The sequence below is a fragment of the Maribellus sp. CM-23 genome (genome assembly GCF_021354595.1).
Taxonomy (GTDB): domain Bacteria; phylum Bacteroidota; class Bacteroidia; order Bacteroidales; family Prolixibacteraceae; genus Draconibacterium.
In genome coordinates, this window is the sequence record NZ_JADWYJ010000001.1 from 1,702,073 (window position 1) to 1,716,332 (window position 14,260).

A 14,260-nucleotide genomic window follows, 5' to 3' on the forward strand; every position below is an offset into this window, starting at 1 on the left:
ACGTCAAAAAAAATAGTTTAAAAATTATTGTCATGAGAAATCATTCGAAAAAGCTGGCCAACCTCTTGCTCGCATCCTTTTTGCTTTTGGCCGGATGCAGCCAACAAGAAAATACCGGCAACGAGAAACAAGCTCTCCAATCGTTTAACCCGCAAAAGGCGAGGGTATTTGTAACTGCGAAAGACACCAGCCTTCGGATGAGCGACGTGGGTGAATTTGCTTTTCAGTCGGTAGATCAACCGCTGGAAATACAACCCTTTGTGTTTATCGATCCTTCAAAAACCTTTCAATCGATGGAGGGAATAGGTGCAGCTTTGTCTGACGCTTCGGCTGAAACCTTTTACAAAATGCCCGAAGCAACCCGGCAGCAAATTTTAACTTCATTTTTCGATCCGAAAGATGGTATTGGGTATGACTTTGCGCGTACCAACATTGCCAGTTGCGACTTTTCGAGCGCTTCGTATAATTACGTGGAAGAAAATGATTCGTTGCTAAGTACTTTCAATGTAAAGCATGATGAGAAGTTTCGTATTCCCTTTATAAAAGAAGCAATCGGAGCTGCCGGAGGAAAACTGAAATTGTTTGTTAGTCCCTGGAGTCCTCCTGCCTGGATGAAAGACAACAACAACGTACTGCGCGGCGGGAAGCTGTTGGAACAATACAAACAACCGTGGGCCAATTACTACGTAAAGTTTATCCAGGAATACGAAGCACGTGGAATTCCCGTGTGGGGGCTTTCCGTGCAAAACGAGCCAATGGCAATTCAGAGGTGGGAATCGTGTGTTTACACAGCCGATGAAGAACGCGATTTTATTAAAAAATACCTGGGACCAACGCTGCACAACAGCGGCATGAGCGATAAAAAACTCATTGCCTGGGACCACAACCGCGACCAGATCTTCCAGCGGGCTTCCACTATTTTAAACGATCCTGATGCCGCCAAATACGTTTGGGGAATCGGGTTTCACTGGTACGAACCGTGGACTGGCGGCGATATGCAGTTTAAAAACGTAAAACTGGTAAACGATGCCTACCCGGAAACAAAGCTGGTTTTTACAGAAGGATGTGTGGAGAAATTCGACCTGAACAGGGTTGGCGACTGGACGTTGGGTGAACGCTATGGCTACTCAATGCTGAATGATTTTAACTGCGGAACCGTTGCCTGGACCGACTGGAATATTATTCTGGATGAAACCGGAGGGCCAAATCATGTTGGAAACTTTTGCTTCGCTCCTGTTCATGCTAACACACAAACCGGCGAGTTGATTTTTACGAACAGCTACTATTATATCGGTCATTTCTCGAAATTTATCCGGGAAGGTGCCAAAAGAATTGCAGCCTCATCAAGCCGTGACGATCTGCAAACAACAGCTTTTAAAAATCCTGATGGTTCGGTGGCAGTGGTCGTGCTCAATCTTTCAGAAAAAGAATACCACTACCTGTTGATGATTGGAGAAAAAGCAACAAAACTTCAGAGTTTGCCTCGCTCGATCATGACGATTGTAATGTAACTGAAACGTATATTCTCTCCCAACTTTTGAGTAAGAACCGGCCGTTTAAACTCCTTCCTAATAAATAAAGGGGATTTAAACAGCCGGTTTTATTACCCTTTATTTTACCGGTTTGTCCATCAGCCAAATCAATGGATTCCGAATCGGTAAATTGCGCAAAACCTCTCCGTTTGTCGGGTAGCCTTCCAGCGTTTTCCAAAGCTCAAGGTACTCCGGTTTGTTGTACGCCCTTCCGGCAAACAGCAAAAAAGGCTGCCGCACAGGCCATTCATCCCAATACATCACATCGGGAGGATAAGGCCACCTGGATTTATCCTTTATGAAAGGAAACAAAAAATCAGCCGCCTTTTCCAAACTCAGTCCTTCCGGTGTTGTAAACGTGAAAAGATTCTCAGTATCAGTGGATAGAATTTCGGCGGTTGTCATAAAAACATCAAGGTTAAAAATGGAATAGCCGTAAGGTTTTGTTCGGGCAATTTCCTGCGGAAACGAACCGTTGGCAGCCATTTGACCGGGCAGCAACACATCTTTAAACCGGTTACGACACAATTCCAGTACCTCCGTATTGCCTGTCAACCGGGCAAAAGCACCCACCTGCATTACCCAGCAGGTACCGTGGTTGTTTTTCGCGTTCATTTCATCCATGCCGTACTGATGTGTCGTAAGCCAGGTCACCAGTTCCCCAAACCAGCTTTTTACTCCTGCGATGAGTGCTTCAGGCAAAGCACTGTTTTTCTCTAAAATTTCAACAGAATGCGCTACTTCAACCAAATGAATGGCGTCGATAATTCCAATACCTCGTCCGGTAACTCTTCCTTTTATGGCCTGAACATAAAGCAAACTGGGATTCATCCGCGTTTCCGGGCTTACAAACCACGCTTCCAAATGTTTGCCAACAGCCGTGGCGAATTTCTTATCACCCGTCAATAGGTAGGCAGAAGTTTCCATTCCGGCTATTTGACTGAAACGGATCATCGCCTCCCGGTGCGCAGTGAAATTTCCGGGATTGGACTCACCGTCGCGCCGAATGTAAGGTCCTTCGGGATTTTCAGGATCAGGCCACCAGTAATCTCCTTCCGAATAAAAATCGTGTGCTCCACCAGCACTACGCTCGCAAACCGCAGCAGTTACCGTAACCGGCAAATTGTCGAGAAAAGATGTGGCCTTTTCAACAATGTATTGCTGTTCCTCTTCGGAAATCAGCGGGACCTCTTTTTCTTTTTGGCAGGCAACTATCGCAAGAAAGAATGCCGCTGCAATAAAAATCCGGATGAGATAGTTCTTTTTAACCATGTTATTCAATTTATAGGAAAGACCCGGCAGTCTCTCAATCAGAAATCAGTGATGCCTATTTTGCTGCTGTCACCACAATTTCGTTTTTGCCTGTGGCTTTTTGATTGTTAACGGTGAAAACGATTCGAGTGATGCTGCTCCAGTATCTTTTCAATCCGCTGTCGGTTATTTCGTTGAATTCGATTTTTGGAGTAAGCACTTTCGGGTTGTAAGCCATGTTCATAACAAAACCATCGCCCTCCAGTTTTAACTTACCGGGGCCGGCTTCAGTAACTTTACAACAGGTTACAAAGTTCAGGGTAGAAGGCTCCTCCACACTTTTTAATTCATAAGTATCGTTGATCAAGAAGCGCTTTCCGCGCTCCAATGCGTAAGAGCGAATCCATTTTTCCACCTGTGCATTCTCTGGATAAGCTTTTGAAATATCTGTTGAGAATACTGCTTTTTTTGTGTCGGCTTTGAAAGTTGAGTTGGTTGCGACAAAATTGCGACCTTCTTTTTGGTCAACGCCATTGATTTTGGGTAGGTTGTGATACTGCGACTGCATGGTCCAGATTTCGTAACGGCGGCGGCTGAAGGTTTTTGCAGTGTAGGTTTCACGGCCGATATCCACCAGACAAGGTTTGCCGTTGTAATACAAGACACATGTTCCCAAATCGTTGTGGTTGTGACTTTCGGCATTATGCCCGCCTTTGGCAGCAAAGAAGAAACCGTTGGAAGATCCTTGCTGATCACGCCCACCGGCAACCTGTAAATCAGGCAACCAAAAATCGCTTATCAGTGGTTCCTCTGCTTTTGCATCGGCAATCTCCTTTAAAAACATCAGCTGCATTATCTGCTCGTCAACTTTACCGCCCGGAGCTTTGGTTCCCCAATCCTGCTTCTTCGCCAAAAATGCACCAAAACCCTGCATTATGGGATCGCCGATGTCTTTTCCATAGCTGTAAATGATTTGCGGACGGCCACCGGTTGTGGCGTCGGCATCAGCGAAATTGGTAAAATAAGGATAGCTGATGTATGCTTTGTAAACATAGCTTCCCATGTTTTGAATCAGGGAGTTATCGTATACGTCAAATTTTCCACTTGTAGCTCTTTTCAACAAATCGAGGCATTGATACAAAGAAGCCCCTGCCCTTCCCCAATAAGAAGGACCTTCATCGCAACCTCCATCTGCCGGATAATCGTTTGTAAAAGCATCCAGCGAACGCACTACCTTTTCAACTCCTGCAATTTTCTTCTCCTGATCGTCTTCCAGAATTAAAATGGCGGTGAGCATGTTATGATTGGTCCATGGATTCCAGTTATTTACCGATCTGCTTCCATCCAAGCCCTGCCACCAGAAATCATTGCGTTCGTAGTAGGGGATCACCGCTTTTTTCATAATCTCATTTTTCAACCTTTTGGCAATCAGCGGGTGAATTTTGTTGAACTCGTCTTTGAACAAGAGCCATGTCCACGAAAGGATGTTGGTAATTTCGCCAACGCCGAGGTCAATGACCGGTTCGTCGGCATCAGGCAAACCATGCGGTGCCTTTTGAGCTGTTAAGTGCGCCGACCAGCCCCACCAGGTTTGCTCGCTGTAGTACCAAACGCCGTTCACAATCTGGTCGGTAAAACGACCTTCCCCTTCAGCCAGTTCTCCCATTACCAGTGCAAGCAGTACCCTTTGCGGCGCCGAATATGCCCCCTGACGGCGGTCGCCCGAGCGAATGATTTCCAGGTAATCGGTGGCCTTTACCACCGGCCAGTTGTAATCCAGCGCTTCCTCGGCATCTGCTATATATTCATTCCGAATTTCTGCCGGAAGATTGTTCCAAAAACTGCGGTTTTCATACGTTGGAAAATTTAACTCCGAAAAGTTTTTCACCAGCGAAGCTGCCAGATCAATCTTAGTCGCTTCTTTTTGAAGTAAATCGCGCTTTTCTTCAGCAAAACCATGCAGCGAAAAGCTGATGAGTACGATAAATACTACGAGGTTTCTCATGATTAATTAATTTTAGTTGGTTTAACAAAATCGTCCTTCATTTCGTAAGGGAGTTTCCAGATATTCCCGTCAAAATCGCCAAAGTATAGTTCCGACTTACTGAATTCATGCGAATCTCCGTCGGCCCAGAAAAAACAGAACGGCGCTTTAAAATCCACAGGCCGTCTTAAATAAGAATGGCTTAAAGGACTATCGTGCGTTAAGGTTTTCTCTTTCTGCCAGGTGGCTCCCTTGTCGGTTGAGCTCCAAACAGCCAGTTCGCCGCCTACCCCCCATTTCTGCGGACCGGGTTCTGTCGGACCGACAATTTTCCATTCCTTTTTCTCGATGTACAAACTGCCCATATCGTAGTTGTGATCCGATTCAGTAACCACTGAAGTCTGCCATTCTATACCGTCCCATCGCGTGATACACCATTCGTAAGGCGCACTTACCGGGCCGGGTTCGTGGCCATTGCTGCGAATGTACAGGCAAACAGGATTTCCGCTTTTATCAAATCCCATATCTTTCATGTACACATTTTTCTCTTGCGAGGCATAGTCGATAACCCGTGCTGGATTTTCGATTTTCAACAAGGGTAATTCCAGTGTTTCCCCGTTGACATTTGCCCAGGTTTTCCCAAAGTCTTCGGTTTGAACGTAGTACAAATCGGTTCGTTTGTCCACATTCCCCTGTGGGTGCCGGTTGAAAAAAGTACCCAGTTTTTGATTTTGAAAAACGGCACTGGTTTGGTAGTGGCCCGATTTTTCGCCTTCCTTAACCGGGATGGCAGCCAGTAATTTGTCGTCGGTCCAGTGGCTCCCATCTGTGCTGGTTTCGTAATACAACTGCCGCACTCCCGAATACTTGGTAAAGAAATGGAAGTATCCAAAGTTGGTGTACCACGGTTGAGGATAAGTCATTTCTTCTTCGGTAATTTGTTCAAAAGCATCGATATTGAATGGCTTTTTACTTTTAAACTTAAACCCCATCCGGGACCGGCCTCTTCCACTTACAAATACCCAGACATAACCTGCATCATCTATCAACAGCGAAGGATTATCATGTGGATCGTTCACTTCCTGTTTATCGTAAACCACGGTTGGTTTGGAAATCGTTCCGGTTTTATGGTTGAATTCGCCGATCATGCAAAGCAAATGGCGCTCATCTTTGTTAGTTGTTCCGCCATAAACGAAAAAGGTTTTATCGGCCTTTTTTGAATAAATGGCGAGTGGCGTATGCTTGGCAGTGTATGTTCCCAAAGCACCCGAATATTTATCTCCGTATTCGTATTTCTGGTTAAGTTCGAACCAAATGGCTCGATATCCGTCGATTTTGGTATTATTCAGCGAAGACGACGATTGAGCTGCCACCAAACAAGGGGTTATAAAAAAGAGGATGGCGAAAAACACATTTAAAATTTTCATTCGATTATAGTTGTTTATTTCAGAGGGACAGCAACTTCCCATTCCTTGTTGTCCTGATTTGTGATCTTTACTTTTATCTCTTTCGCTGATTTTGAAACAATTTGAGCCTGAACTCCGGATTCCGACTTTTCTGAAGGAAAAAGCACCCAAACAAATGTGGAATCTCCCTCAATATGTGTAGAATAAACGATTGCCGCGTTGGGTTTGTAAGTGTTGTATTCTCTGCTGTACCACCCCTGAATTTCCGGTTTCTCCTGACCTTCAATCTTCTGAACCGACCATTTTGTATCACCTGCAGGTATAATCTGTAAATTACCATGGTCATTGACAGATAAGACCTTTTGCTCCCGGATCTGAACTTTGCAATCAGGATGCCAGTGCCAGAGCGCCTCAATTTTCCGGGGCTGGTCGGTAGAAACCTGATCAACCACTACCCAGAAATTTCCACGGGAATAAAAGAGTGCGCGGGTGTGTCTATTCTTGCCTTCCAATCCTTTAAAATCTTCAAATGATCCCCTGGCAAAATCGTTGTCTTTTGAAATCTTGTAATCAGTTGGCGAAACCGGTTCTTCAGCAACTTTCGGACCTGGTGCCTGCCCTTTGCCGTCGATAAGCAACACATTGTGCCCCTGGCTTCCGCATGCATATCCTCTAAACTTCTCGGCCACTTCGCCGCGATAGGCAAAACGCCCGGCATCGACCAGCAGATCACGGCCGTAAGCTGAAACCGAAATATGTAATTTATCGTTGTGCTGGTGCCCGCTTCCCCACGGACCAAAATCGAAAAAAGACCACTGTGCACCGGTATCGTATCCGCTTCGTGAAATCAACTGACCAGCCCATGGATAAACAAACGAAGGCCCTTTCTTTGGTACGGTACCACTTTGCCCGTTGGAGGCAATAAACTCCCAGTCGTTCCGGCCGTAGGAAGGGGCAACTTTGAGCACACGATCCCGGTTAAAATCCAGATCGGAGTCGTTGTTTAACAAGCCCGTTCCATTGGGGCGCATGGTGCAGGCGGTGTAGTCCCACATCTTTTCAATTTGGCTGGTAAAATATTCCGGCAAGGTTTTCCCAGCCTGCTTACAAATCTCGTAAAACAGGTAAAAATTACTCAGTGCCACGCTGTGGTAATGCGAAGTAAGTTCAGTCTGTACACCATCAGGATAAACCTGCTCCTTCATACTTTCGGCCATAGTGTGGATGGTGTATTCAAGCCATTCAGGAGACCTTTTGAACTCGGGCCACGCGGTCGCTAAGGTAGCCAAGCCCGACATTTCCATGGTCAGCCAGTTACCTTGTGCATGAAAATTACGCGCATAGTCGGCATGATCAGGCAAACTGCTCAAAATCAGCAGTCGTGTTGCCGGCGAGATATAATCGGTACTCATCAGTCCGTAAAACACCTGCGACCACATTTTCACCCTGAAACTCACTTCGAGACCCCGCCACATAGCGGTACTGCTTTTCTTTGCCGGATAGGGCCAGCTTTCGATGATCCAGTCCTTAATAAACGAGTCGATGTATTTTGTGTACTGTGGATTACCGGTTTTGAAATATTCCGAAAAAATAAAACTCACCGGATGATGACGGTTGAGCATCCATGCCCATTCAATATCATCCTCAGGACCTGTGTAGTCCCACTTAAGGTGACCATCATCCACCCGGGGAACCTTTGCCCCTACCAATTGAAATACATAAATATCCTGCAAAATGGAATCGCCCAATGATGTGTTTTGCGACGATACATTGGGTTGCTGCTTTTTTAGTCGCCGGGCATTATCACTTTTTTCATAATACGCCAGCAACAAGGAACAGGCCTTAGACAACTCATTTTTATCAAAAGCTTCTTTTACTTTCTCCAGCCCGGGATAACTGAGATCCAGGTTCTCAAAAATGTACTCCATTTTCTCAGGGAAAGCAGAACACACCTCTTCTGCTGAGCAAATTTGCTGCCAATCCTGAGAGAAGGAAACTCCTGAAGACAGAAGACAGAACAGACAAAAAATGAAGAACTTATGGGTCATGGTAATTTGGTTTAAGTTATCAGGCTGGCCTTTAGAGCAAGCTAAATGTTTTGTCAGGTCTCGCACCCGACAGATTTATTTTTTAGAGGCAGAGAGAGAAGAGAATCCGGCAATTGGAACCAATTTACCGCCTTCTCTTCTCATACAACCTTTATACTATCGTTTCTCCGCGACGCTTCTGTTACTTTCTCTCCAGATCGCGTTTTCTCTTCAGTGCTTCCAGGAAATAGTAATCGGCATAGTTGAGTGGTACATCCACTTCCGAATTGTGCGGCAAACTTCCGACTGAGTGTTTCAGAATAAAATGGCCGTTTTCACCTAAGTTAGCACGGTATTCGGCACTTGACAGGCTCTGAACGATTTTGTCTGCCCAACCTTTGTAATACTCACTCTTATCGTAGGTTGACATTTCGTACAGGGCAGAGGCCAAAATGGCTGCCGTGGAAGCATCACGATTTTCATTCGGAATGTTGGGAGCATTGAAATCCCAATAAGGAACGCCGTCAGCAGGCATGTTGGGATGGTTGGCCAGAAACTCAAAAGCTTTTTCAGCCTGCTCAAGGTATTTGCGGTCGCCGGTTTCGCGGTAACAAAGGGTAAAACCGTAAATTCCCCACGCCTGGCCACGTGCCCATGCACTTTCATCCGAAAATCCCTGATGCGTATTCTTGTGGCGGATGTCTCCGGTTTCAGGATCGTAATCCACAACATGCCAGGTACTGTAGTCGGGCCGATAATGATTTTTTATCGTGTTGTCGGCATGGGTTACAGCAATTTTATAAAACGAGGAGTCTCCTGAAAACTTGGTCGCTTCAAACATTAGTTCCAGGTTCATCATATTGTCGATGATAACGGGGCAAGTCCAGTCTTTCTTTTTGTTGGCATTCCACGACTGGATAATTCCGGCGCCCGGCCTGAAACGGGTTGAAAGCGATTTGGCTGCGTTTACAATTACATTTTTATATGCTTCGTTTCCGGTAAGCCGAAGTGCATTCCCATAGCTGCAATAAATCATAAACCCAACATCGTGGTTGCCTGTAAAGTATTGAATTGTATCGAGTGCTTCAGTATATTTTGTGGCAAGCGGCTTCCATTTTTCGTCGGATGAAAGCTCATAAATATACCACAAACTACCCGGGAAAAAACCGGAGGTCCATTCCTGCGGCGGAATGTATTTCATTTTTCCGTTGATAATACTTTTGGGATTAAGCACTTTGTCAGATTTTTCAATTTCAGCTATTTGCAAACCGTATTGTTCGGCGGCAAATTTTACATTCTCACCGATAAAATCGGTTGCAGCCTCGCCAGACTTATTCTGACACGACTGAGAAAAAATGCCTGCTGCGATGATCGCAATTAAAATGAATGTTTTTTTCATCTCCATAAATTTAACGTTGTTGATATTCTTTCAATAATTTGTTTCTCTTACCATTTCACCACTGCACCCATAACCGAAGGGATTGAAACCGACATTCCCTTTCCGGCAGGTTCTGTTGTTATTTTCTGCGATAAACCGTTTATATCCAAAATGACTTCTTTTATCGTTGAATTCTCCAGAATAAGTTTCATGGGATGGGTACAATTCACCCAATAGGAGTTCTTATCAATTTTTCGAATCTCAGCAGAGACATGCTCCTTTTCGGCTTTCAGCGACACCGGACCGTATCCGATTTCCTTTCCTTTGCCCAGGTAGAGGTGTTCCGGCTGGTTGTTTTTTAACGAAACGATTCCGAAATAACCCTGAAACCGGATATCTTTTCCATCGATTCTCGCCTCACAATCGTTTCCCTGCAAAACAATCTGCTCCGTGTTATTCCTGTTATAAACTTTCAACACTGTGTTTTGGGAACTGCTTAGTTCCTCTATTTTTTCTACCGCCTTGATCGATTGGTTTCCTGTCCCCTCAAAAGGTTCGAAAACGGCAATAAAAGGCTCAGCCCAGGCTTCTCCCTGCGCACGAACAGTAAAAACAGGTTGCGGAAGATTTTTATATTGATGCCCTGACGTTTTCACCTTTGGCGACAATGCGGTGAAGTAGGTACGGTCCTTTGCCCCCGGAACAAGTACCTGCATATATTTATCCGGAAGTTCATTTTCTTTGATCGTAAACAATGCTGTAATATTCCCCGAATAATTTTCCAGCTTTTGAACATCCGTAAAAAAGCGGAATCCCGGATAGTCTTTTCCAGTCAACGGATAATTTGTTGAAACCGTTTTCAAAACATCGCTCTTTTTGTCGGTTAACACGAGCCCTTCCCCCATGTTGTGGTACACATAATCGTTGCTCACTTCATTGTCGGAGCGGAAAATATCGACATAATATCCCGACGAAGGCGAAGTGCGCACAACGGCCAGGGTTCTTAACTGGTTCGTGTTCGTGGATTTATCGAAATACCGGGTATCGGTAAACGAATAATCGGGCGACACTGCTTCTTTGTCGGGCATGGGTTCCATAGCGGCCAATTCGATCTCCCCGATTTGTTTTGTGCCGGCCGAACCGCTGAAAGGAACAGAACTGGAAGCACCGGCAGCCACCACAGTGTTATGTGCAGCCCACTGGCTGTAGTAATTGCGGTGCATCGGATGTTCGTAATTGGGTCCCGTGCCCGCATCAATTCCCATTACTTCACCCAGACCGTACAATTCCATGGCCATTCCGTTGCAATGGTTGTGGTTGTAGGTAGCTCCCTGAACGCCCACCATCAATCCGGTTTTTGGATCGGTACCGTTACGTTGCAGATAATACCGTGCAAAATCGAGTGTTCCGGTTCTGGGCCATTCAAAAGATGATGTTGCCTCCGGTATTTCGGGTAGATAACAAAGCAAGCCTACGAATCCTGAATCATCGCGCCGGTATTTACCGCCATCCATCAGTTTTTTCATTGATGCCAGCATCTCTGGCAATTCGGGCTGTTTATACTTTACCGCTCCTATCAATCCTATTTCCAGCGATTCTGCGCTTTGCGAAGACCTTCCGGTATCTCCAAAAGCAGAAACCGTAAGATTTGGAAACGAATACTTTAACATGGCATAAGAAGCCCTAAAGAGGGCAGGAAACTGAAGAAAAACATCAAAACCATTATTTTCGAGGGCGAGCGCTGCAACCAAAAGATTGCCCACCGGATAATTGTGATAACCTCCCGGTTCTTTCCAATGCCCGTCGTGAGTGAGCCATTTTTCTACCGTAGACGGTAACGCCAGTTGCCCGCAACTACCGTTGATGGTATCTTTTTCAAGAAAAAACTGAAGATAATAATCCCTTTTTTGCGGATTTTCAAGGCTCAGTGCCGCAAAAACCATGGTTGAGCTTTCGGCAGCGTACCAGTTGTTATTCCAGTAACCACGAAAAGCCAAAGTTGATGCAATCTTCTCAAACACCGTATCATAATAACTGAGGTCATAATTTTTCTGCCTCATAAATGGCTTGATAAAATCGTAAGCAACAATCAGCGAACGGGAAGCTGCATCACCAAGGGTCTGCATGTCGAGAAAGCCGGTGCGGCACGGTCCAACAATAGGTTCCTGGTAATAGGCACCTTTTGCCCATTGATCAATAATATCGGCAGCAAAAGTGGCAAACTTTTCTTCGCCGGTGAGCCAGTACAGAATAGCAGCATCCTGTGCCAGTTTGTTAATATCACTGTTGATCGAGGTAATATAAGCCTGCGGATCGACCCACTCCTTTTCCCCCGTCTCGGGATTAAACAGGAACATCAACCTACAGGTATCGTTGGGTACAAGCTCCTCGATGGTAGGTTTTCGATACGAGCTGCCTTTTTCCGTTATAGGTGTGCGCAAATAAGTATTCACCCTTACTGTAGGAACCGGAGCATCTCCCTCCCACTTTATTAGCTTTTTTCCCGAATTGTCGGAATAAACCGTTGTGTATCGTTTGCCGGGAACACGGTTCATCAGGTAACGGCTCAAAATCCATTCTTTATCGGTTTGATGACGATCAGCATAGGACTCCACATTTTTTCGCATGTTGTCGAAAATGGTTTTTGCCCACAGTTGCTTGTCGATTTTGTCTAACACCGCTTGTTTATCTTCGGGTTTAACCAAAATATGTGGATTACTTTGTTGTGCCCTAAGCTGAAGAAGCGAAAACAACAGGAAAATAAGCAGACCAATTTTATTCCTTTTCATCTTAAAAAAATCACCAGTTACTTAATGTCTTGTCTAAAGGCAAAGCCACGTTGGCATATTTCTCAGGAACCAGCAATACTTCAAAACTCTTGGAAGTGTTTGCAGGAATTTCACATTCAAAGCCCACCATAACCGTTCCCGGATTTTGGGCATCGTAGTCATTGGTCGGAGCGGTGCTCCATGTTTTCATGGTCAGGTTTTCCAGCCCTTCCACTTTCAGATACAATTTTTTATCACCAATCGAGAGAGTGGCCGACTGTTCACTCAATTCAACACTGGCAGAAGTGAAGATTGCCCACTTTACTTTAACTGCATTACCGGGCGTCTCAATCTCATCGCGAACCACCACGTATTTTTCGTCTTTGATAGCGACACCGCGAACTGCTTTTTTCAACAGATCCTTATAAACCGACGAGATATCGGACACAGCAAACCTGAAATCTTCAGCATCCGAGAACTTATCAATTTTTGCATAGCCCGATACTTTCTGCAACTCATTGTTTACTGTTAAAACGTTGTGCGAATGATTGTTCATCCGGTAAATGGTCCAACGTTGCGCATCCTGGCTTCGTCCAAAAATCGACATCCCTTTTGACTCCAGCGATTCGTAACTTTGCATTCCTGGATCTGAAGCCCAACGCACACCTTCGGCCTCCATTACAAAAGAGCCTACATCCATGTGTCCATGGTTTACAGACGGGGAACCGGCTTTAAACCCAAGAAAAACAGCATTTTCATCCGTCCATGATGTACGCATCATAGCAACGGGATTCGCCCCCTGCCCCATCCAGCTTTTTTCTGATGGTTCGGAAATTTGATCCAGCGGGATATTTTTCCCCCAGATCATAATTGCAGGCAGAAGACGATCGCCGGTAAATTTGGAGAAATCACTGTTCTGAAGGAATTTGTTTTCCGACCACAACAGAGAAGGATTATCTGATTTTTCCGCAAACCAAAACATAGCAGGACTCAGGTTTCCCCCGAGACCACAGTCGCTGTAGTTAAAACATTTTCCCGAAGGTGCCAACACATGCTCAAGATATCGGGCCGTCTCTAGAAAACCCCTTGTAGCATTTAATCCTTCATCGGATCCCAGGACTTTTTCCACCGCACTTAAAAACATTACGTTGAAAGAACTTCCATATCCCCAATAACTGTATCCTTCAGGGTAAACACCATCGGGCTGGTACTCTCCCATTGATAATTTAATGGTTTCAAAAGCACGATCGATGATCTGTTGAGCCAGATCCGGATAATCTTCCTGTACGGCAAGTGCTCCGTAAGTCATGCCGGCATTACACACCTGGTTCCAGTTGTTCGAGGAAGTTAAAAACCAATTGTATTTACTGTCGAAGGAAGGATACAAACCTTTTGAAACAATCGCTTCACTGATTTTTTCACGTGAATCTTCCGGCAGTTTATCGTAAAGCCAGTCGTAACCGATGGCCATTCCCATGGTCATTTCGGCCACATCGAGAAAATGCGAGGGATTCCAATCACTAAATTCTGCCACGGCCAGTAACTCCGATTCTGCACGGATAAAGTAAACCTCTTTACCTGTCATCCGGTAGGCGTAAGAGAGGTAAAATACCCTTCGAAGACATTCCCTCGATTTATCGAGCAACCGGCGGCCGATTAAAACTCTTTCTACCGGCGATTTTGCCAGAATTTTGCTACACTCAGTCAGGATGGCCTGGTGCATTTTTGCCCAGGTAGGATCAGATGCAATCAAATCTTTAATTTGCTGTTCCTCTCCCTTTAAGAGCAAAATACGGGGATGATTAATACTCTTAGCTTCACCCTGATTATTTTCTGCGTCGTCCTTAACACACCCAAAAGATGAAAACAACATAAAAAACAAGAATCCCACTATCAAATAACATTTCTTCATTT

At 45.1% G+C, this 14,260-nt stretch carries 8 protein-coding genes; 1 reads left to right on the forward strand and 7 read right to left on the reverse strand.

Annotated features, from left to right (window positions below; all coding sequences use genetic code 11):
* Positions 1-32: 32 nt before the first annotated feature.
* A complete protein-coding gene (locus tag INQ51_RS06665; protein ID WP_233377100.1) occupies positions 33-1,511 on the forward strand; it encodes a glycoside hydrolase family 30 protein in 1,479 nt (492 codons plus the stop codon).
* A gap of 99 nt (positions 1,512-1,610) precedes the next feature.
* Here the strand turns inward: INQ51_RS06665 and INQ51_RS06670 are convergent, their stop codons facing one another.
* The 7 genes from INQ51_RS06670 to INQ51_RS06700 all read right to left on the reverse strand — a co-directional run bounded on the left by INQ51_RS06670 (position 1,611) and on the right by INQ51_RS06700 (position 14,258).
* Complete coding sequence (locus INQ51_RS06670; protein ID WP_233377101.1) at positions 1,611-2,804, reverse strand: alginate lyase family protein; 1,194 nt, start codon at positions 2,802-2,804, stop codon at positions 1,611-1,613.
* Between the two features lie 55 nt (positions 2,805-2,859).
* Positions 2,860-4,788 carry a heparinase II/III family protein gene (locus INQ51_RS06675; RefSeq protein WP_233377102.1) on the reverse strand — a complete coding sequence of 643 codons (1,929 nt, stop codon included), beginning with the start codon at positions 4,786-4,788 and terminating at the stop codon, positions 2,860-2,862.
* 2 nt (positions 4,789-4,790) lie between these two features.
* The gene (locus tag INQ51_RS06680) at positions 4,791-6,194 is read right to left on the reverse strand and encodes a BNR-4 repeat-containing protein (protein ID WP_233377103.1); all 1,404 of its coding nucleotides are present in this window, start codon (positions 6,192-6,194) and stop codon (positions 4,791-4,793) included.
* Between the two features lie 14 nt (positions 6,195-6,208).
* Entirely contained in the window at positions 6,209-8,101 is a 1,893-nt protein-coding gene (locus tag INQ51_RS06685; protein ID WP_233377104.1) for an alginate lyase family protein, read from the reverse strand.
* 301 nt (positions 8,102-8,402) lie between these two features.
* Entirely contained in the window at positions 8,403-9,599 is a 1,197-nt protein-coding gene (locus INQ51_RS06690) for a glycoside hydrolase family 88 protein (RefSeq protein WP_233377105.1), read from the reverse strand.
* A gap of 47 nt (positions 9,600-9,646) precedes the next feature.
* Entirely contained in the window at positions 9,647-12,367 is a 2,721-nt protein-coding gene (locus INQ51_RS06695) for a heparinase II/III family protein (RefSeq protein WP_233377106.1), read from the reverse strand.
* Positions 12,368-12,377: 10 nt separating this feature from the next.
* Complete coding sequence (locus INQ51_RS06700) at positions 12,378-14,258, reverse strand: heparinase II/III family protein (protein ID WP_233377107.1); 1,881 nt, start codon at positions 14,256-14,258, stop codon at positions 12,378-12,380.
* Between the last annotated feature and the right edge of the window lie 2 nt (positions 14,259-14,260).

Coding starts and splice junctions, on each gene's coding strand:
- INQ51_RS06665 (WP_233377100.1), top strand. CDS start 33: ATGAGAAATCATTCGAAAAAGCTGGCCAACCTCTTGCTCGCATCCTTT.
- INQ51_RS06675 (WP_233377102.1), bottom strand. CDS start 4,788: ATGAGAAACCTCGTAGTATTTATCGTACTCATCAGCTTTTCGCTGCAT.
- INQ51_RS06670 (WP_233377101.1), bottom strand. CDS start 2,804: ATGGTTAAAAAGAACTATCTCATCCGGATTTTTATTGCAGCGGCATTC.
- INQ51_RS06685 (WP_233377104.1), bottom strand. CDS start 8,101: ATGGAGTACATTTTTGAGAACCTGGATCTCAGTTATCCCGGGCTGGAG.
- INQ51_RS06690 (WP_233377105.1), bottom strand. CDS start 9,599: ATGAAAAAAACATTCATTTTAATTGCGATCATCGCAGCAGGCATTTTT.
- INQ51_RS06695 (WP_233377106.1), bottom strand. CDS start 12,367: ATGAAAAGGAATAAAATTGGTCTGCTTATTTTCCTGTTGTTTTCGCTT.
- INQ51_RS06680 (WP_233377103.1), bottom strand. CDS start 6,194: ATGAAAATTTTAAATGTGTTTTTCGCCATCCTCTTTTTTATAACCCCT.
- INQ51_RS06700 (WP_233377107.1), bottom strand. CDS start 14,258: ATGAAGAAATGTTATTTGATAGTGGGATTCTTGTTTTTTATGTTGTTT.